This is a genomic window from Streptomyces sp. NPDC044064 (assembly GCF_056434245.1).
The window spans coordinates 68500-88244 of sequence record NZ_JBWKFN010000034.1; the positions used below are offsets into that span (position 1 = coordinate 68500).

General features: G+C 69.9%; 20 protein-coding genes and 1 pseudogene. 13 read left to right on the forward strand and 8 right to left on the reverse strand.

Annotated features, from left to right (window positions below; all coding sequences use genetic code 11):
* Positions 1-62 precede the first annotated feature (62 nt).
* On the forward strand, positions 63-1292 hold the full coding sequence (locus AC07DS_RS38530; protein WP_479153169.1) for an MFS transporter: 1230 nt from the start codon (positions 63-65) through the stop codon (positions 1290-1292).
* A gap of 59 nt (positions 1293-1351) precedes the next feature.
* Here the strand turns inward: AC07DS_RS38530 and AC07DS_RS38535 are convergent, their stop codons facing one another.
* From AC07DS_RS38535 to AC07DS_RS38550, 4 genes are all read right to left on the reverse strand, one after another.
* Complete coding sequence (locus tag AC07DS_RS38535; protein WP_479153170.1) at positions 1352-1828, reverse strand: MarR family winged helix-turn-helix transcriptional regulator; 477 nt, start codon at positions 1826-1828, stop codon at positions 1352-1354.
* A gap of 92 nt (positions 1829-1920) precedes the next feature.
* The gene (locus tag AC07DS_RS38540) at positions 1921-2682 is read right to left on the reverse strand and encodes an AIM24 family protein (protein WP_479153171.1); all 762 of its coding nucleotides are present in this window, start codon (positions 2680-2682) and stop codon (positions 1921-1923) included.
* Between the two features lie 41 nt (positions 2683-2723).
* Positions 2724-3374 (reverse strand): AIM24 family protein, encoded by a 651-nt coding sequence (locus AC07DS_RS38545; protein WP_479153172.1) that lies wholly within the window; start codon positions 3372-3374, stop codon positions 2724-2726.
* A 1-nt stretch (position 3375) separates the two neighbouring features.
* The gene (locus tag AC07DS_RS38550; RefSeq protein ID WP_479153227.1) at positions 3376-3969 is read right to left on the reverse strand and encodes an AIM24 family protein; all 594 of its coding nucleotides are present in this window, start codon (positions 3967-3969) and stop codon (positions 3376-3378) included.
* A gap of 244 nt (positions 3970-4213) precedes the next feature.
* Between AC07DS_RS38550 and AC07DS_RS38555 the strand changes: the two genes are divergently transcribed.
* The 8 genes and pseudogenes from AC07DS_RS38555 to AC07DS_RS38590 all read left to right on the forward strand — a co-directional run bounded on the left by AC07DS_RS38555 (position 4214) and on the right by AC07DS_RS38590 (position 9478).
* Positions 4214-4564: a DUF3817 domain-containing protein gene (locus AC07DS_RS38555; RefSeq protein ID WP_479153173.1), complete on the forward strand. Its 351-nt coding sequence runs from the start codon at positions 4214-4216 to the stop codon at positions 4562-4564.
* Positions 4561-4854: an MTH1187 family thiamine-binding protein gene (locus AC07DS_RS38560; protein ID WP_386578940.1), complete on the forward strand. Its 294-nt coding sequence runs from the start codon at positions 4561-4563 to the stop codon at positions 4852-4854. Before AC07DS_RS38555 ends, AC07DS_RS38560 begins: the two co-directional genes overlap by 4 nt.
* Before the next feature lie 149 nt (positions 4855-5003).
* The gene (locus tag AC07DS_RS38565) at positions 5004-5762 is read left to right on the forward strand and encodes a hypothetical protein (RefSeq protein WP_479153174.1); all 759 of its coding nucleotides are present in this window, start codon (positions 5004-5006) and stop codon (positions 5760-5762) included.
* Between the two features lie 44 nt (positions 5763-5806).
* Positions 5807-5965: pseudogene (locus AC07DS_RS38570) on the forward strand (DUF4166 domain-containing protein); the annotation flags it as partial.
* A gap of 23 nt (positions 5966-5988) precedes the next feature.
* Entirely contained in the window at positions 5989-6639 is a 651-nt protein-coding gene (locus tag AC07DS_RS38575) for a TetR/AcrR family transcriptional regulator (protein WP_479153175.1), read from the forward strand.
* Between the two features lie 150 nt (positions 6640-6789).
* Positions 6790-7299, forward strand: coding sequence for a MarR family winged helix-turn-helix transcriptional regulator (locus AC07DS_RS38580; protein ID WP_393469612.1), 510 nt, complete (start codon positions 6790-6792; stop codon positions 7297-7299).
* Between the two features lie 43 nt (positions 7300-7342).
* On the forward strand, positions 7343-7681 hold the full coding sequence (locus AC07DS_RS38585; RefSeq protein ID WP_479153176.1) for a DUF3817 domain-containing protein: 339 nt from the start codon (positions 7343-7345) through the stop codon (positions 7679-7681).
* A 96-nt stretch (positions 7682-7777) separates the two neighbouring features.
* The gene (locus AC07DS_RS38590; RefSeq protein ID WP_479153177.1) at positions 7778-9478 is read left to right on the forward strand and encodes an acyl-CoA mutase large subunit family protein; all 1701 of its coding nucleotides are present in this window, start codon (positions 7778-7780) and stop codon (positions 9476-9478) included.
* 81 nt (positions 9479-9559) lie between these two features.
* Here AC07DS_RS38590 and AC07DS_RS38595 read toward each other — a convergent pair whose 3' ends face one another.
* On the reverse strand, positions 9560-10177 hold the full coding sequence (locus AC07DS_RS38595; RefSeq protein WP_479153178.1) for a TetR/AcrR family transcriptional regulator: 618 nt from the start codon (positions 10175-10177) through the stop codon (positions 9560-9562).
* 210 nt (positions 10178-10387) lie between these two features.
* Between AC07DS_RS38595 and AC07DS_RS38600 the strand changes: the two genes are divergently transcribed.
* The 4 genes from AC07DS_RS38600 to AC07DS_RS38615 all read left to right on the forward strand — a co-directional run bounded on the left by AC07DS_RS38600 (position 10388) and on the right by AC07DS_RS38615 (position 14641).
* A complete protein-coding gene (locus AC07DS_RS38600; RefSeq protein WP_479153179.1) occupies positions 10388-11359 on the forward strand; it encodes a tetratricopeptide repeat protein in 972 nt (323 codons plus the stop codon).
* Between the two features lie 621 nt (positions 11360-11980).
* Entirely contained in the window at positions 11981-12628 is a 648-nt protein-coding gene (locus AC07DS_RS38605) for a DUF6230 family protein (RefSeq protein WP_479153180.1), read from the forward strand.
* 119 nt (positions 12629-12747) lie between these two features.
* Positions 12748-13299 carry a DUF6114 domain-containing protein gene (locus AC07DS_RS38610; protein WP_479153181.1) on the forward strand — a complete coding sequence of 184 codons (552 nt, stop codon included), beginning with the start codon at positions 12748-12750 and terminating at the stop codon, positions 13297-13299.
* On the forward strand, positions 13289-14641 hold the full coding sequence (locus AC07DS_RS38615) for a hypothetical protein (RefSeq protein WP_479153182.1): 1353 nt from the start codon (positions 13289-13291) through the stop codon (positions 14639-14641). Before AC07DS_RS38610 ends, AC07DS_RS38615 begins: the two co-directional genes overlap by 11 nt.
* A 182-nt stretch (positions 14642-14823) precedes the next feature.
* Here the strand turns inward: AC07DS_RS38615 and pyk are convergent, their stop codons facing one another.
* The 3 genes from pyk to pta form a co-directional block, all read right to left on the reverse strand.
* The gene (gene pyk, locus AC07DS_RS38620; protein WP_479153183.1) at positions 14824-16251 is read right to left on the reverse strand and encodes a pyruvate kinase; all 1428 of its coding nucleotides are present in this window, start codon (positions 16249-16251) and stop codon (positions 14824-14826) included.
* Positions 16252-16383: 132 nt separating this feature from the next.
* Complete coding sequence (locus AC07DS_RS38625; protein WP_479153184.1) at positions 16384-17595, reverse strand: acetate kinase; 1212 nt, start codon at positions 17593-17595, stop codon at positions 16384-16386.
* Entirely contained in the window at positions 17592-19682 is a 2091-nt protein-coding gene (pta, locus tag AC07DS_RS38630; protein WP_479153185.1) for a phosphate acetyltransferase, read from the reverse strand. Before pta ends, AC07DS_RS38625 begins: the two co-directional genes overlap by 4 nt.
* Positions 19683-19745: the final 63 nt, after the last annotated feature.

Genomic DNA, 19745 nt, shown 5'->3' on the forward strand with positions numbered 1-19745 from the left:
GACAACAGGCTGCCGTGTCCCTCCGGTGTCCCTTCTCCGCCTCACGCAGAGGAACTCCAGCGTTGTCCACGCACCTGGCGCGGCCCTCGTACGCCGCCGTCCTGCGTGTCCCGCACGCGCGCCGCACCTTCGGCGCCGCCCTGGTGGCACGCCTGTCCTACGGCACGGTCTCCCTGGCCGTCCTGCTCTCCGTCGCCCGCGCCACCGGGTCCTACGCCGTCTCCGGTGTCGTGATGTCCCTGTTCGGCGGCGCGACGGTCTTCCTGATGCCCCTGCGGGCGTCCCTGGTCGACCGGCACGGTCCGCGCCGGGCCCTGCTCCCGATGGCCGCCCTCCACGGCACTTTTCTGTGCGTTCTGGCAGCCCTCACCTGGCGGCCCGGGGCACCGGCGCCCCTCATCGCCGTGGCCGCCGTCCTCGCCGGCGCCTGCGCACCCCCACTGGGTCCCACCATGCGCGCCCTGTGGGCCGAGCTGGTCACCGACCGGAGCCTGCTGCCGCGTGCCTACAGCCTCGACGGCGTCGCCGAGGAACTGCTGTTCGTCTCCGGTCCGGCGCTGGTCGGCGTGCTGGTGGGATGTGCGCCGCCGGCCTCCGGCATCCTGCTGAGCGCGCTGCTGAACACCGCCGGTACCTGCGCGTTCGTGACGTCCCCGACGATGCCCGGACCACGTCCCGCGCCCCGCGGGAAGGGCCTCGGCGGCGTCCGCGGCCTGCTGCCCCCGGTTGCCGTGGCCACGGGCGTCGGGCTGACCCTCAGTGGCGTCGAACTGCTGGTGCTGGCCTTCGCCGCCGAACGGTCGTACGACAACGCCCTGGTGCCCTGGGTGCTGGGCGCGCTCTCGGCGGGCAGCGCGGTGGGCGGGCTGGTCAACGGGGCCGTGCGGTGGCGTACGCCCGCCCGGGCCAGGCTGTGCCGCTTCGCGGCGGGCCTCGGCGTGACGATCGCCGCCGCGGGGCTCGCACCGGACCTGTGGACCCTCACGGCGGCCATGGCCTGCGCGGGCGCGTTCATCGCTCCGGCCCTGACGACGGCCTATCTCCTCGCCGACGAGAGCGCGGCGGAGGGTGCCCGAACCCGGGCCGGGGCATGGGTGAACACCGGGGTGAACGCGGGGAGCTCGGGGGGAGCGCTGGTGACGGGGATGCTGATCGGCCGCATGCCGCTGGCACTGTGCTTCGCTCTGGCGGGCGGGACCGCCCTGGTCGCCGCCGTGGCTGCGGGCGGCCGTGCCTCCCTCGGTGCCTCAAGGGCCTGGGGGGACCCCCAGGCGGCGCGGGTGGGCCGTTGACGCCGGGTCGCGCGCCCCACCCCCGCCCAGCTGCTGCTCCCTGAGGTTCCCGGAGAGCCTCAGGGGCGCCCCCGCTGCCCCCTCAGATGGTCGGCGATCGGCTTCAGTCCCTTGTCCAGCTCTATCAACGCCTCCGGCGACAGCAGATCGATGAAGTGCTTCCGCACCGACGCCACGTGATGCGGCGCGACCTTCTTCATCGTCTCCATGCCGTGGTCCGTCAGCACGGCGAACAGACCCCGCCGGTCGGACTCGCAGTTCTCGCGGCGCACCAGGTTCGCGTTCTCCATCCGCGTGATCTGGTGCGAGAGCCGGCTCTTGGACTGCAGTGTCGCGGAGGCCAGATCGCTCATCCGCATCCGTACGTCTTCCGACTCGGACAGGTTCACGAGGATCTCGTAGTCGTTCATAGTCAGGCCGAACGGCTGCAGATCCTTTTCGAGCTGGTACGTCAACAGCCTGTTGACCTCCAGGTGGGTGCGCCAGGCGCACTGCTCCGCATCGGTCAGCCAGCGCGTGGCCGTCTCGGTCTCCATGAATGAAGTCTACCTAAGAAGTTGAATGACGAACTACTTCGGGTGGTGTGACTGTGCGCACGCGTTCGACGTCACACTCCGCAGACTACCGCTCACAGCCCGAAGCGACGCTGGAGGTCCCCCAGCTGTCCGGGAAGGCGCGGTACGCCCGCCGATTGCGGACCGTGTCCGGACGGTGTCGCTCCGCCACCGCCGGGCACCCCCGGTTCGGGCGGAACCGCACCCGTCGCCGGCTCGGCCATCAGGGTCTCGCTCGACTGCAGCAGGACCGTCCCGGCGCCCACGAACTCGAACTGGTGCTCCTCGCCGGAAGCTCCGCCCAGGCCCGTCATTGCACGTAGACCGCCCATCACGCCCGTCAGGTACCCGTGGTCGTAGTGGTGACACGGTGACGGGCAGTCGGCCCACCCGACCAGCGCCTGGGGGTCCACCCGGATCGGAGGTTCCATGAACACCACCGGACCGTTAGATGCGGCCACAAACTTTCCGGTTCCGATAAGGGTCAGAAAACCTGGAACGATCGACTGTTTGAGCGCGAGACTTGGCTGAAAAGCGAGCAGGTTGCCCGCGCGAATGGTCAAGTTCCCGTCGTCCAGGTCGTAGGAGTTGACGTCGAAGGCCCGGTCGGCCAGCAGCATCTTGCCCGAGCCCTGCGCCACGACCCAGTCGCTCGCGTGCAGTGGCGAATGGAACGACGAACGGACAAGTCGGTCGAGTCGGCCGTGCCCGATGCCGTTGAACTCGATCGCCCCGTAGTAGGCGATCATCTTCCCCTTCTGCAGGAACCACTGTCCGCTCTTGAGCTCGACGCAGAAGGTGTACCTGTTCACGTTGTCGTCGACGGGCAGCGTCATCGGGTCGTGCACCACCGGGCCGCCGGGGGCTCCGTACGCGCTCACAGCTTCTCCTCCGAGGCCTGGACGTAGACCGTGCCGCTGCCGCTCAGCTCCAGCTGGAACGCCTCGCCGGAGCCGCGGCCCACCATGTCGCGCCAGCCGAGCGCCGTGGACAGCTTGTTGCGCACGTCACCGTGGTGGGCGACGTACGCCTGCGGGTCCACATGGACCGGGCGCTGGGGTGTGACGGGGATCTCGAAGACGCCGCCGTGCGCCATCACGGCCACCGATCCGTGCCCCTGGAGGGTGGTGGTGAACAGGCCCTGCCCGGTGACCTGGCCCCGGACCAGGCCCATGACCCCGCCCTGCGAGCCCATGAACATCGTGCCCTGCTGCAGGGTGCCCTCGAAGGCGAGCAGCCGGTCGGCCTCGACGTACAGGGTGTCGCCGGTAAGGCCGATGACGTGCACGTGGTGGCCGCCGTGCCCGAAGAAGACGGTGCCGCTGCCCTCGACGGTCATCAGCGGGGTCGCCTCGCCGGCCACCCGCCGCCCGAGCATGGACATCAGCCCGCCCTGGCCGCCCTGGAGATTGGGCGTGAAGGACACGTCCCCCTTGTACGCGAGCATGGCGCCGCGCTGGCTGTACAGCCGTCGGCCGGGCTGCACGATCGCCTCGACCATCTTGGAGTTGATCTCCCGGAAGCTCATCTCACAGGTCCCCCGCGATCGTGTTCCGCTCGCTCGGCTGCACATAGACCAGTCCGTCGCCCTCGAAGCGGATCTGGAAGGCCTCGCCGCCGCCCTCCCCGAAGAACGTGCGGAACGTCACACCGGACTGGAAGGACTGCCGTACGTTCCCCTGGTGGGCGATGTAGGCGCCCGGGTCGACGGTCAGGGGGTACTGCGGGCTGACCCGCAGCACCACGGCCGGGCCGTCGGAGACGATCGCCGCCTGGCCGTGTCCCTCGACGGTCGTCGTGAACAGCCCGTTGCCCTGCGAGGCGCCGCGCAGCCCGGTGAACGTCGTGCCCGTCCGCAGCCCGGCGTCCGTCGCGAGCAGATTGCTCGACTCGACGTAGAGCTTGTCGCCCTGGAGGCCGACCAGGTTGATCTCCGACGCACGGTCCGCGAACCAGCACGTCCCGTGGCCTCTCACCTCCATCACCGTCATCTGCTCGCCGGTGAGCCGCCGGGTCACCATCCCGCGCAGCCCCTCGCCACCACCACTCAGCTTCTTGAAGGCCATCTGCCCGTCGTACGCGACCATCGAGCCGTTCTTCGCCTTCACGGCGTCCCCGGTCATGTCGACGGCGAGCACCTTGCTCCCTTGGAGCCGGAACGTCGCCACGCTGCGAAAGTAGCGGCGCCACGGGTGGGCGGAACAGGGCCCGCGGGTGGAGAGCGACCCTGAGCGCACCCCTAGGGGCGCCGTTTGCCACAATGGGCGAGCGCTTGTGCTTCCGTTCACAAAGCGGACCGCCAAGCCGATCAGCAAGCCGATCACCAAGTGACCGCGCCCTCAGCGACACTCCCACCGAAGGTGACCCGTGGACCTCAAGACAGCATCCGCCATCCGCCGCCTCCGTCTGATCTCCGTGCCGGAGGGCATCTCCTGGATCGTTCTCGCGACCTGCACGATCATCAAGTACACGGTCGCTTCGGGCTTCGACGTCGCACCGGTGCTGGGCCCGATCCACGGCGTGCTGTTCATCCTCTACGTGCTCTTCTGGGCGGACGCCTGGAACCGCACCAAGTGGGCCAAGGGCAAGGCCGCCCTCTACTTCGCGTACTCGATCATCCCGGGCGGCGGCTTCATCATCGAGCGCTCGCTGCGCCGTGAGGCCGAGGACGCCGTCATCGCGGCCCGCGCCCGCAAGGAAGGCGCCGTGAACGCATGATCGTCGCCTTCTCCGTGACACCGCTGGGTGTCGGCGAGGACGTGGGGGAGTACGTCGCCGACGCCGTCCGTGTGGTGCGCGAGTCGGGCCTGCCCAACCGCACCGACGCGATGTTCACCTCCGTCGAGGGGGAGTGGGACGAGGTCATGGACGTGATCAAGCGGGCCGTGGCCGCAGTCGAGGAGCGGGCACCGCGCGTGTCCCTCGTCCTCAAGGCCGACATCCGGCCCGGCGTGACCGACGGGCTCACCTCCAAGGTCGAGACCGTCGAGCGGCACCTGGCCGGCTGAACACCGGCCGACCCGCGCACAGAACCCCGGCCCTCAAGGACCGGGGTTTTGTCAACCGCTTTCTTTGAGCGGTCGCTCAAAGGGGGGTACTTTCCCACCCAGACAGTTTGAGCAGTCGCTCAAGCGCCACTCTGACGTGGGGGAACACCATGGGTCTCTACATAGAGACGCATATCCGCACCGACCTGGACGATCTCTGGGCGCGCACCCAGGACCCCGCCCAGCACCTGCGCTGGGACCTGCGGGTGAGCGAGATCGACTGCCTCCCGCGGACTGAGGGCGAACCGCAGCGCTTCCGGTACGCCGCGCGTGTGCTGCCGTTCCTGACGGTGTCCGGCTCCGGCGTCGCCGCGGGCGAGAAGGAGCGTCCCGACGGCACCCGCACCGCCGCCCTGCGCTTCGCCTCGGCGCACCCCTTCTCCCTGCCCGCCGAGGGCAGCGGCTACTGGCGCTACGTGCCCGAGGCGCAGGGCGTCCGCTTCCTCACCGGCTACGACTACCGCCCCCGCTGGGGCGCCTTCGGCGTGCTCGCCGACCGGCTGGTGTTCCGGCCGCTGATGGGCTGGGCCACCGCCTGGTCCTTCGACCGGCTGCGGCTGTGGCTGGAGCGCGGCATCACCCCCGAGCGCGCCCTGGCCAACTGGCTGACCGAGCTGGCCGTGCGCGCGCTGGTGCTCACGGCGTGCCTGTCCGGTCTGGGCCTGGAGCCCGGCATCCGCGTCTTCGGCCCGTTCGCGGCGACCGCGGCCTTCCTGTGCCCGCTGCTGCTGATGATCGCGCTCTCGCTCGCCCTCCTCAAGGCGCCGCTCGCCTGCACCCCGGCCGCCCGCCGCTGCCTGCGCGCCCCGGTCACCCAGGCCCGCACCCCCCGCCTCCTGCGCACCCTGACCCTGGAGAAGCACGGGTGATCCCGGCGCGCCGCTCCCCGGCGGGTCCGGCGAGCGGGGAGGTCCGCACCGGCCGGGACATCCCCGTCGTGATCGAGAACATGCCGTACGCCGACCCCCTCGGCCGTGAGACGGTGACCCTCGTGCGCACCTTCGACCTGCCCGGCCGCTCCCGCGGCTTCGCCCCCCGGACAGTGCTCGGCCCCCGGGGCGACCGCAGCCTCGCCGTACGGGAGGAGACGCGCGCATGACCCCGGAGACGGTGAAGGCCCAGGAGACCAAGACCCGGCTCCTGGAGGGCGCGCTGCGCACGCTCACCGAGCTGGGCATCGCCAGGACGTCGGCCCGTACGGTGGCCTCCGCGGCCGGGGTCAACCAGGCGCTGGTCTTCTATCACTTCGGCTCGGTCGACGAGCTGCTCGCCGCCGCCTGCCGCTACGGCGCCGAGAAGTCCGTGGCGCGGCACCGCGGCCGGCTCGCCTCCGTGGCCTCCCTCTCCGACCTGCTCGCCGTCGGCCGGGAGATACACGAGCAGGAGCGGGCCGGCGGGCACGTCACCCTCCTCGGCCAGCTCCTGGCGGGCGCCCAGACCCACGCCGTCCTCGGTCCGGCCACAGCCGCCGGCCTCGACCTGTGGATCGCCGAGATCGAGCAGGTGCTGCGCCGGGTGCTCGCCTCGACTCCCTTAGACGGGTTCGCCGACCCGACGGGTCTGGCCCGCGCCGTCGCCGCCTGCTTCGTCGGCATGGAGCTGTACGAGGGCGTGGACGAGGCCGGCGCGCACGCGGCCCTGGACGCCCTGGAGCAGCTGGGCGCGCTGGTCGCGGCCCTGGAGGAGCTGGGCCCGGTCGCCCAGCGCGCGGTCCGCCACCACCTGCGCCGCACCGGCCGCCGCTGACCACCGGATGCACATTGAGCCGCTTTCCGTGACGAAACGTGACGTATCTTCGCCGGATCGTCGTGACGGGCATCACCGGAGTGCCGGCCGGGCGACCGAAGACCGAGACGGGGCTGACCGGCATATGACCGGCCGGTAGGGTCTGATGACGTGCCGAAGCCTCTCAGCCTCCCCTTCGACCCCATCGCCCGTGCCGACGAGCTCTGGAAGCAGCGCTGGGGAAACGTGCCCTCGATGGCCGCGATCACCTCGATCATGCGGGCCCAGCAGATCCTGCTGGCCGAGGTCGACGCGGTGGTCAAGCCGTACGGACTGACCTTCGCGCGCTACGAGGCGCTGGTGCTGCTCACCTTCTCCAAGGCCGGTGAGCTGCCGATGTCCAAGATCGGCGAGCGGCTGATGGTGCACCCCACGTCCGTGACGAACACCGTGGACCGGCTGGTGCGGTCCGGCCTGGTGGCCAAGCGCCCCAACCCCAACGACGGCCGTGGCACGCTCGCCGTCATCACCGACAAGGGCCGCGAGGTGGTCGACGCGGCCACCCGCGACCTGATGGCGATGGACTTCGGCCTCGGGGCCTACGACGCCGAGGAATGCGCGGAGATCTTCGCGATGCTGCGTCCGCTGCGGATCTCGGCACACGACTTCGACGAGGAGTGACCCGGGGCAAGATCTCCCGGAACGGACGGTTACGCTCGACCGCATGAAGAAGAGCGTGCTGACCCGCTACCGCGTCCTGGCCTACGTCACCGGTGTGCTGCTGGTCCTGCTGTGCCTGAGCATGATCGCCAAGTACGGGATGGACGTCGACGGTGCCGCCGACTTCACCCGGGTCGTCGCCATCGCGCACGGCTGGCTGTACGTCGTCTACCTGGTCTTCGCCTTCGACCTGGGCTCCAAGGCGAAGTGGCCGGTCGGCAAGCAGCTGTGGGTGCTGCTGGCGGGGACGATCCCGACGGCCGCCTTCTTCGTCGAGCGGAAGATCAGCCGCGAGCTGGAGGCCAAGGTCACCGAGCCGGCCCCGGCCGTCGCCAAGGCGTAGTTCCCGCCGCGATCCGCTGCGGTTCCACCGCCGTACGACCCCCGTACGGCGGTTGCCCATCGACATTTACTAGGACGTCCAAGTAAATTCGATGGTATGGACGCTCACGCCATCGAGGAAGGCCGCCGACGCTGGCAGGCCCGATACGACGCCGCGCGCAAGCGCGACGCAGACTTCACCACGCTCTCCGGCGATCCCGTGGAGCCGGTGTACGGCCCCCGACCGGGTGACACGTACGAGGGATTCGAGAGGATCGGCTGGCCCGGGGAGTACCCCTTCACGCGCGGGCTCCATCCGACCGGCTACCGGGGCCGCACCTGGACGATCCGCCAGTTCGCCGGGTTCGGCAACGCCGAGCAGACCAACGAGCGCTACAAGATGATCCTCGCCGCCGGCGGCGGGGGTCTGAGTGTGGCCTTCGACATGCCGACCCTGATGGGCCGCGACTCCGACGAGTCGCGCTCGCTGGGCGAGGTCGGGCACTGCGGGGTGGCGATCGACTCGGCCGCCGACATGGAGGTCCTGTTCAAGGACATCCCGCTCGGTGAGGTCACGACGTCGATGACCATCAGCGGGCCCGCCGTCCCCGTCTTCTGCATGTACCTGGTCGCCGCCGAACGGCAGGGTGTGGATCCGGGGGTGCTCAACGGGACCCTCCAGACCGACATCTTCAAGGAGTACATCGCGCAGAAGGAGTGGCTCTTCCAGCCGGAGCCCCATCTGCGCCTCATCGGCGACCTCATGGAGTACTGCGCCGCCGGCATCCCCGCCTACAAGCCGCTCTCCGTCTCCGGCTACCACATCCGTGAGGCCGGGGCCACGGCCGCACAGGAGCTGGCGTACACCCTCGCCGACGGGTTCGGGTACGTGGAGCTGGGACTCTCGCGCGGGCTCGACGTGGACGTGTTCGCACCAGGATTGTCCTTCTTCTTCGACGCCCACCTCGACTTCTTCGAGGAGATCGCCAAGTTCCGTGCGGCCCGGCGCATCTGGGCCCGCTGGATGCGGGACGTGTACGGGGCGAAGAGCGAGAAGGCGCAGTGGCTGCGGTTCCACACGCAGACCGCCGGTGTCTCCCTGACCGCGCAGCAGCCGTACAACAACGTGGTGCGTACCGCCGTGGAGGCGCTCGCCGCCGTGCTCGGCGGGACCAACTCGCTGCACACCAACGCCCTGGACGAGACCCTCGCGCTGCCGAGCGAGCAGGCCGCGGAGATCGCCCTGCGGACGCAGCAGGTGCTGATGGAGGAGACCGGGGTCGCCAACGTGGCCGACCCGCTGGGCGGTTCGTGGTACATCGAGCAGCTGACGGACCGGATCGAGGCGGACGCGGAGAAGATCTTCGAGCAGATCAGGGAGCGGGGGCTCAGGGCTCACCCGGACGGGCGACACCCGATCGGGCCGATCACCTCCGGAATCCTGCGCGGGATCGAGGACGGCTGGTTCACCGGGGAGATCGCGGAGTCCGCGTTCCGGTACCAGCAGTCGCTGGAGAAGGGTGAGAAGAAGGTCGTCGGCGTCAATGTCAACACCGGCTCGGTGACCGGGGACCTGGAGATCCTGCGGGTCAGCCATGAGGTGGAGCGGGAGCAGGTCCGGGAGCTGGGCGCCCGGAAGGACGCGCGGGACGAGGCGGCGGTCCGGGGAGCGCTGGACGAGATGCTGGCTGCGGCTCGCTCCGGCGCGAACATGATCGAGCCGATGCTGGACGCGGTACGGGCCGAGGCGACCCTCGGTGAGATCTGCGGCGTGCTGCGGGAGGAGTGGGGGGTGTACACGGAGCCCGCCGGCTTCTAGGCGCCGTCGCCTCGTACGGGCGTACCAGGGGCCCCGCCCCGTGGTACGCCCGTTCTCTTGTCCACCCGTCCCGAGACGGGCTCACTCCTGGGACGCGAGGCCCGTCAGCAGTACCCGGGTGAAGCTCCGGACCCATTCCTCGTCCGCCGGCTTGCCGCTCACCAGGGTGCGGTGGACCACCGCACCCGCGACCATGTCGAAGATGAGGTCCCCCGTTCGGGCGGATTCCAGGGGGTCCGGCTCCGGGGGCAGTTCCCCGCGGCGCTGGGCGCGGGCGCGGCCCTCCAGGACCAGGCGCATCTGGCGGTCCACGATGGAGGCGCGGATACGTTCCCGCAGGTCGTCGTCCCGGGTCGACTCCGCAACCACCGCCATCAGGCCGCTGCGGGCCTCCGGGCGGTCCAGGATCGACGCGAACTGCAGGACCACGCCCTCGATGTCGGCGGCCAGGCTGCCGCGGTCGGGCAGTTCCAGTTCGTCGAAGAGTTCGGCGACCGCGTCGACCACCAGTTCGTGTTTGCCGGCCCAGCGACGGTAGAGCGTCGTCTTTGCAACCCCGGCCCGCGTCGCCACGTCTCCGAGAGTGAGCTTGGACCAGCCGAGTTCCACCAGCGCCGCGCGCGTGGCCGCAAGGATCGCGGCGTCAGCGGCGGCGCTGCGCGGACGTCCGGTACGGCTGGCGGGGGTGCGGCTCTGCATCCCACGACCATAACCGGCCGTTTCCGTGCTGCCGTGAGGGAGATCACCGGGGTGTGGTGTCGCGGCGACCCCCCGTGCCATTACGCTACGACTCGTAGCGAAAGCTCGTGAGGGACGTACACGGGCGACGACGGCCGGCGTGGGGTGGGGACCCCGGCGCCGACCACAACGCTTTTTCATTCATACGCGGGAACGGGGGAGGATAGACGCATGCAGCCACGGAACATGTCCATGAGCGGCGTCGTCGACCTCGCCGCGGTGAAGGCGGCCCAGGAGGCCAAGAGCAAGGCCGAGCAGGCGCGCGCCGAAGCCGCCCGCCAGGGCGGCGCGGGGGCCGTCTCTCCGGCCGACCTCGTCATCGACGTCGACGAAGCCGGCTTTGAGCGCGATGTCCTGCAGCGCTCCGCCGAAGTCCCCGTCGTCATCGACTTCTGGGCCGAGTGGTGTCAGCCCTGCAAGCAGCTGAGCCCGGTCCTGGAGCGACTGGCCGTCGAGTACGACGGGCGCTTCCTGCTCGCCAAGATCGACGTCGACGCCAACCAGATGTTGATGCAGCAGTTCGGGGTGCAGGGCATCCCCGCCGTGTTCGCGGTCGTCGCCGGGCAGGCGCTGCCGCTCTTCCAGGGTGCCGCCGCGGAGCAGCAGATCCGGCAGACCCTCGACCAGCTGGTGCAGGTCGCGGAGCAGCGCTTCGGGCTGACCGGCCTGACCGTCGACCCGGATGCGCAGCCCGGCGCCGTCGTCGAGCGCGAGGTGCCGGCCGGCCCGTACGACGCCCTGCTGGAGGCCGCCGTGCAGGCGCTGGACGCGGGCGACCTGGGCGGGGCGATCCAGGCGTACAAGAACGTACTGGCCGACGACCCGGGCAACACGGAGGCCAACCTCGGTCTCGCGCAGGCCGAGTTGCTCCAGCGGGTGCAGGGCGCGGACCCGCAGCAGGTGCGCAAGGAGGCCGCCGAGAAGCCGGGCGACGCGGACGCGCAGATCGCGGCCGCCGACCTCGACCTGGTGGGCGGTCATGTGGAGGACGCCTTCGGCCGGCTCATCGAGACCGTGCAGCGCACGGTGGGTGACGACCGGGACGCGGTGCGGCGTCGGCTGCTGGAGCTGTTCGAGGTCGTGGGACCCGAGGATCCGCGGGTGATCGGGGCGCGCCGGGCGCTGGCCCGGGCCCTGTTCTGACCAGTTACTAAACGCCACGGCTTGTGATGCCGGGGTGAAAGATTTGCCGACGAGGCGCCAGGGCGGCCGCGCTTTACCAAATCTTGGTAATCGCGGCCGCTGTTACTCGCAGTAAATCAGGGCCTTTGACCTGTCTGGTTTTGTCCTGAAATAAATGGCATTGCTCTGCCCCCTGAAGCCACCCAGGGTGGCCTTCCGAGACCAGCGGGTCGTTGTTCGGTTATCCGGCCGTTACTAGCGAGTAACGAACCCCCTTGTGTCCGGCGCGAGAATGCACCACGATCGGCGACGCTCGGTCCATTCCCGTACCCCGACAACCGGTCGGGTCGCGGGAGACTCTGGGTCCCCACCGAGCAGAGCCGGCGGCAGTGGCGCCGGCTCTAGGGCAGGGGGGTCTTCGCCTCGCCGGCGAAGCCTGTCCAGAGGTTGTGCGTGATGTGTGTCAGGCGCGACCAGTGGTTGTCGCTCGGGGGTGATCGCCGGTGATTCGGGCGCAGTTCGCGCCTCCGGGTACAGGCGCTCTCCTTCCCGAGGACGTAGCACTTCTCCCATCCCTGCCTGGCTGAGCCGCCGACTGGGGCGAGTCCGGGCCAGGAGATGTACGTCCGAGAAGGAGGAAATATGGAGTCCCAGGTGCGTGGCGGGACCAGATGGAAGCGGTTCGCTGTGGTCATGGTGCCCAGCGTCGCCGCTACGGCCGCGATAGGTGTCGCCCTCGCGCAGGGCGCTCTCGCAGCTTCGTTCAGCGTTTCGGGTCAGCAGTTCAAGGTGACGGCCGACAGCCTCCACGGCGAGGGCTTCGCCCAGTACGGGGCGGTCGACAGCGGCTACACGCTCGACGGGAAGAAGACGGCCCACGCGGTCGCCGTCTCGTCGTTCAACGACGCCACGATCACCAACATGTGCCAGTCCGTGGTCACCCCGGACGTGCCGTTCCTCGGGTCGATCACCCTCCGTCTGGAGGCCGGCGGCCCGGGTCACGACAAGGTCCAGGCCCACAACCTCTACATCGACGTCGACGACCTGAAGGCCGATGCGGTCTTCAACAACATCGACATCGGTGTGGCCGCCAAGGACGCCAGCAAGGGTCCGGGCATGAAGGGCAACGGTGAGCAGGCCAACCCGTTCGGCTTCGCTCAGCAGGCGGACTCGGCGGACCTGACCGGCGTGCAGCAGACGGCGTGGGCCACCACCGCCGGCACGTTCAAGCTCAGCGGTCTGCACATGTCGCTGCACAAGGGCGACGGCAAGGGAATCGAGTGCTACTAGGCACTCGGTGATCGGGCGGGGGCGCCGACGGCACCCCCGCCCGACCCGCACTCCGGCCGCGTCTTCACACGCGGCACACATCACCACCACAGCAACGCTGCACCAGGGAGCTGTTTTCCATGAGCGCCGAGACTCCTGCCGCCGACCCCGGCCAGTTCACCCACCGGAGGCTGCAGTTCCGCGCATGGCGGGGCGCCCGTCCGTTCTGGGCCGGGCTGTACGTCCTGCTCAGCGGCCTTCCGATCATGTACTTCCCGTACTTCCACCTCCAGCTCGGTCATCTGACGCTGGCGATGGCGACCACGGCGGGGGCCGGCTCCCTGATCATCGGCGTGCTGCTCATCGTGCTGGGCGTCAGCCTCTGGTTCCAGAAGCACGTACGGACGTTCGCGGGAGTCGCCGCGATCCTGCTGGCGCTGGTGTCACTCCCCGTATCCAACTTCGGCGGCTTTATCGTGGGCTTCCTGCTCGCCCTCGTCGGCGGAGCGATGGCCGTGGCGTGGGTGCCGGGCGCGGAGCCGGAGGCGCAGGCCGGGCCCGGCCCGGTCGAGGGCGCAGCCCCCGAAGCCGCACCGCTGCCGCCGCAGGCCGCGGACGGGGTGAGCGAGTCGTACGACCTGTCAGGGACGAGCCCGGCCAACGAGGCGAACGGGAGGCACAGTGCCGGCTGACGAGGTGGCCCGCGGGACCGACGTGGACGGGTCCCGTGCAAGAACCGGGCCACGCCACGCGGCACCCAGGAAGCCGCTGTTCACCAGATTTCACATGCCGGGCGGCAAGGCGATAGCTTCCGTGGCCATGCCCACGGCGGTCATCATGGGCATGGGTTTCACCTCGACCCTCGCCCTCGCCGACAACGGCAGCACGCCGTCGACGTCCAACAGCCAGAAGGCCGCGGACTACAAGGACTGCGTCAAGGCGCTGGACGGCTCCGACGACGCAACGGCCTCGCCGTCGCCGTCCGCGAGCGCGTCCACCGCCACGGCCACGCCGACCCCCACGGCGTCCGCCGAGACCCAGGCCGGCAAGACGACGGGCAAGACCTCTTCGTCGGATTCAGGTTCCGGCGACCAGGCCACGCCCACCCCGACGGCGACCTCCGGCTCGGGTTCGGACTCCGGCTCCTCGGACTCCGGCTCCTCGGGCTCCGGTGGCGGCAGCACCGCCACGCCGGCCCCGTCGGCGTCCCAGAGCAGCGGTGGCAACATCCTGGACACGATCGGCGACACGATCGGCGACATCGGTGACGTCCTCACCGGCGGCAAGAAGGACTCCGGTACGTCCGCGAGCCCGACGCCGTCCGCGTCCGAGTCCTCGTCGCCGGCCACGTCGTCCTCGTCCGGCTCCTCGGGCACGGGCGGCGCCGCCGACACCGTCAAGGACACCGCGACCAAGGCCGCCAAGACGGTCACGGACACGGTGAAGAACACCACCGACACGGTCTCCAAGACAGCCGGGGACGCCACCCAGGCGGTCAAGGACGCGACCGAGTCGGCGACGCCCAGTCCCTCCGCGAGCTCCTCGACGTCCCCGGACGACTGTCCGGCGGCCACCGACGACGTGAGCGGTGTCGACAACAAGGTGCCGGTGGCGGACGAGCCCTGGTACCTGAACGCCAGCTCGCTGCTGCTGAAGGGCGCCGACTACCAGGGCATCGTCGAGGTGAAGACGGCCAACGGCACCAAGAAGAAGGTGCTGAAGTACGTCATCTCCGGCGGGACCGACATCGGTGACCTGCACCAGACGGTCAACGACAAGCAGTCCGGCAAGGTCTACCACGTGCAGGCCGCCGGTGGCTCGACGTCCACCATCCGCAACGGCGACACCGTGATGTACACCCAGAGCATCTCGGGCAACCTGTTCGGCCTGATCCCGGTGACGTTCAGCCCCGACAGCCCGCCCCCGCTCAACATCCCGCTGATCTACTTCACCAACGTGAAGGTGACGCAGGCGGCCCAGTTCGGTGGCGATCTGCACGTGCCCGGCATGCACGTGTACACCACCGACAACTGAGCACCCCCTCGACCCGTTCGGGAGCCGCACGCCGTGGCCCGGTCCTCCACTTGTGAGGGGCCGGGCCACGGCCATGCACGACCTCTGCAGCCTCCACGCCTTCCTCATTACGGATGAACCGCCGAGGGCGCCCCCTGTCACAGGGGGCGCCCTCGGCGTCGTACAAGGCCTTGCGGGGAGCGTTACTTGCTCACGCCGCCCACGTGGTGGACCCGGACCATGTTGGTGGTGCCGGGGACGCCGGGGGGCGAGCCGGCGGTGATGACGACCGTGTCGCCGGGGTTGAAGCGGCCCAGCTGGGCCAGCTCCTGGTCGACCATGTCCACCATCTCGTCGGTGGTGTTGACGAAGGGGACGACGTGGGGCTCCACGCCCCAGCTGAGGGTCAGCTGGTTGCGGGTGCCCTCGTCGGTGGTGAAGGCGAGGATCGGCTGGGCCGCACGGTAGCGGGACAGGCGGCGGGCCGTGTCACCGGACTGGGTGAAGGCGATCAGCCCCTTGCCGCCGAGGAAGTCGGCGATCTCGCAGGCCGCGCGGGCGACCGAACCACCCTGGGTGCGCGGCTTCTTGCCCGGGACCAGGGGCTGCAGGCCCTTGGAGAGCAGCTCCTGCTCGGCCGCGGTGACGATCTTCGACATCGTCTTGACCGTCTCGACCGGGTAGGCGCCCACCGAGGACTCCGCCGACAGCATGACCGCGTCGGCACCGTCCAGGATCGCGTTGGCCACGTCGGAGGCCTCGGCGCGGGTCGGCCGCGAGTTGGTGATCATCGACTCCATCATCTGGGTCGCCACGATCACCGGCTTGGCGTTGCGCCGGCACAACTCCACCAGGCGCTTCTGCACCATCGGGACCTTCTCCAGCGGGTACTCGACGGCGAGGTCACCACGGGCGACCATCACGCCGTCGAACGCCAGGACGACGTCCTCCATGTTCTCGACCGCCTGCGGCTTCTCCACCTTGGCGATCACCGGGACCCGGCGGCCCTCCTCGTCCATCACGCGGTGGACGTCCTGCACGTCCTTGGCGTCGCGGACGAAGGACAGTGCGACCATGTCGCAGCCCATGCGGAGGGCGAAGCGCAGGTCCTCGATGTCCTTCTCGGACAGCGCCGGGACGTTGACCGCCGCGCCGGGCAGGTTGATGCCCTTGTGGTCGGAGACGACACCGCCCTCGATGACGATCGTCCGCACCCGCGGACCCTCGACGTCCAGGACCTTCAGCTCGACGTTGCCGTCGTTGATGAGGACCTGGTCACCGCGCGAGACGTCGCCCGGCAGCCCCTTGTACGTCGTACCGCAGATGTGCTTGTCGCCCGGCACGTCCTCGGTCGTGATGACGAACTCGTCACCCCGCTCCAGCTCGACCGGACCCTCGGCGAAGGTCTCCAGGCGGATCTTCGGGCCCTGCAGGTCGGCGAGGACACCGATGGCCCGGCCGGTCTCCTTCGAGGCCGCACGGACGCGGTCGTACCGCGACTGGTGCTCGGCGTGGGTGCCGTGGCTGAAATTGAAACGGGCCACATTCATGCCCGCCTCGATCATGGCGACGAGCATCTCGTGGGAGTCGACCGCGGGGCCGAGAGTACAGACGATTTTCGAACGGCGCATGGGGCGATCCTATCGGTTTGTTTCGCTGCGGAATATTCCGTCTGGCGGAAGATACAAATGGGCGGACATGCGCTCAGGCGTGTTACTGCCGTGTATTACTCAGCTCTACTGCTCAGCTGTACTGCCTTTTGCTCAACTGCTCTTTCCGACCAGTGCGTAGGTCTGCGTGGCGATCTCCAGTTCCTCGTCGGTCGGCACCACGGCGACCGCGACCCGCGCGGACTCGGGCGAGATCAGTCGCGGCTCGTCGCCGCGTACGGCGTTCAGCTCGCCGTCGACCGCCAGGCCCAGCCCCTGCAGGCCCGCGATCGCAGCCTCCCGCACCGGCGCCGCGTTCTCACCGACCCCCGCCGTGAACGCGACCGCGTCCACCCGGCCGAGCACCGCGTAATAGGCGCCGATGTACTTCTTGAGCCGGTGAATGTAAATGTCGAAGGCGAGCGCGGCCGCATCGTCGCCCTCGTCGACGCGGCGGCGGATCTCCCGCATGTCATTGTCCCCGCACAGGCCGAACAGACCGCTCCTCTTGTTGAGAAGAGTGTCGATCTCATCCATGGACATTCCGCCAACACGCGCCAAATGGAAGATGACGGCGGGATCCAGGTCGCCGGAGCGGGTACCCATGACGAGGCCCTCCAGCGGCGTCAGCCCCATGGAGGTGTCCACGCACCGGCCCTTCTCCACCGCCGACGCCGAGGCGCCGTTGCCGAGGTGCAGCACGATCACGTTCACCTCGGACGGGTCCTTGCCCAGCAGCCGCGCGGTCTCGCGGGAGACGTACGCGTGCGAGGTGCCGTGGAAGCCGTAACGGCGGATGCGGTGCCGGTCCGCGATCTTCGGGTCGATCGCGTAGCGGGCCGCGGACTCCGGCATCGTCGTGTGGAACGCCGTGTCGAACACCGCGACCTGCGGCAGATCGGGGCGCAGCGCCTGTGCGGTACGGATTCCCGTGAGGTTGGCCGGGTTGTGCAGCGGCGCGACGGGGATCAGCCGCTCGACCTCGGCGAGCACCTCGTCGTCGACGACGGTGGGCTCGGTGAAGAACATGCCGCCGTGCACCACCCGGTGCCCGATCGCGGCCAGCTCCGGCGAGTCCAGGCCCAGACCGTCCCGGCCCAGCTCTTCGGCGACCGCCTTGAGGGCCGCGTCGTGGTCGGCGATCGGGCCGGTGTGCTCACGGGTCTCGCCCGTGGTGCGGCAGGTGTGCTTGAGCCGGGAGGTCTGCTCGCCGATCCGCTCGACCAGACCCACCGCCAGCCGGCTGCTGTCCCGCATGTCCAGCAGCTGGTACTTCAGCGACGAGGAGCCGGAGTTGAGGACGAGGACACGGGTCGGGGAGGTCACAGCTCGGACGCCTTCTCGCTCGGGTTCTGGGCCTGGATCGCCGTGATGGCGACGGTGGAGACGATGTCCTGGACGAGTGCGCCCCGGGACAGGTCGTTGACCGGCTTGCGCAGCCCCTGCAGGACCGGTCCGACGGCGATCGCGCCGGCCGAGCGCTGCACGGCCTTGTAGGTGTTGTTGCCGGTGTTGAGGTCCGGGAAGATCAGCACGCTGGCCTGCCCGGCGACATCGGAGTCCGGCAGCTTGGTCGCGGCGATGGACGGCTCGACCGCGGCGTCGTACTGGATCGGCCCCTCGATCTTCAGGTCGGGCCGGCGCGAGCGCGCCAGCTCGGTGGCCTCGCGCACCTTGTCGACGTCGGCACCCGAGCCCGACGTACCGGTCGAGTACGACAGCATCGCGATCCGGGGCTCCACGCCGAACTGCGCCGCCGTGGCCGCCGACTGGATGGCGATGTCCGCCAGCTGCTCGGCGTTCGGGTCCGGGTTCACCGCGCAGTCGCCGTAGACCAGCACCTTGTCGGCCAGGCACATGAAGAAGACGGACGACACGATCGAGGAGTCCGGCCTGGTCTTGATGATCTCGAAGGCGGGCCGGATGGTGGCCGCAGTGGAGTGCACCGACCCCGACACCATGCCGTCGGCCAGCCCCTCCTGGACCATCAGGGTGCCGAAGTAGTTCACGTCGGAGACGACGTCGTAGGCCAGTTCCACCGTCACGCCCTTGTGGGCGCGGAGCAGGGAGTACTGCTCGGCGAAGGCGTCGCGCAGCTCGCTGGTGGCCGGGTCGATGAGCTGGGTGTCGCCGAGGTCGATGCCGAGGTCGGCGGCCTTCTTGCGGATCAGGTCGACCGGGCCGAGCAGGGTCAGGTCGCACACGCCCCGGCGCAGCAGCACCTCGGCCGCGTGCAGCACCCGCTCCTCGGTGCCCTCCGGGAGGACGACCCTTCGCTTGTCGGAGCGGGCCTGTTCGAGCAGCTTGTGCTCGAACATCATCGGGGTGACGCGGTCGCCGCTCGGTGCCGAGACCCGGCCGGCCAGCTCGGCGGTGTCGGCGTACCGCTCGAACAGGCCGAGCGCGGTCTCCGCCTTGCGCGGGGTGGCCGCGGTCATCTTCCCCTCGAGGGAGAAGAGGTGCTCGGCGGTGGGGAAACTGGTGCCGGACACGGAGAGCACCGGGGTGCCCGGGGCGAGCCGGGCGGCCAGCGTGAGGATCTCCTGGCTCGGCACCTCGTTCAGGGTGAGCAGCACGCCGGCTATCGGCGGGGTGCCGGCGCTGTGCGCGGCCAGCGAGCCGACGACCAGGTCGGCGCGGTCGCCGGGGGTCACGACCAGGCAGCCCGGGGTCAGGGCGCCGAGGAAGTTCGGCAGCATCGCACCGCCGAAGACGAAGCCCAGCGCGTCCCGGGCGAGCCCGGAGTCGTCCCCGAGCAGCACCTTGGCCCCGAGGGTCTGGGAGATCTGCGCGACGGTCGGCGCGGACAGGGCGGGCTCGTCGGGCACCACGTAGCAGGGCACCGGCAGACGGTCCGCGAGCCGCTCGGCGATCGCGTCGCGGTCCTCGCGGGCCACCCGGTTGGTGACCATGGCGAGGACGTCGCAGCCCAGTCCGTCGTACGCGCGGTAGGCGTTGCGCGTCTCGGCCAGCACGGACTCGGCCGTGTGCCTGCGGCCGCCGACCACCGGGATCACGGACGCGCCGAACTCGTTGGCGAGGCGGGCGTTCAGGGACAGCTCGTCCGGCAGCTGGGTGCCGGCGAAGTCGGTGCCGAGGACGAGGACGACGTCGTAGTCCCGGGCCACCAGGTGGAAGCGGTCGACCAGCGCGGAGACCAGCTCGTCCGTGCCCTGCTCGGCCTGGAGCGCGGACGCCTCCAGATAGTCCATGCCGTAGACGGTCGCCGGGTCCTGGGAGAGGCGGTACCGCGACCGCAGCAGTTCGAACATCCGGTCGGGCCGGTCGTGCACGAGCGGGCGGAACACGCCCACCCGGTCGACCTGCCGGGTCAGGAGCTCCATGATCCCCAGCTCCACGACCTGGCGGCCGTCGCCGCGGTCGATCCCGGTCACGTACACGCTGCGCGTCACGTGTGCACTCCGTTTCCTGTGGCTCGTCGGTGATGCTTCGGCGGTGCTGTCATGCCTACGGCG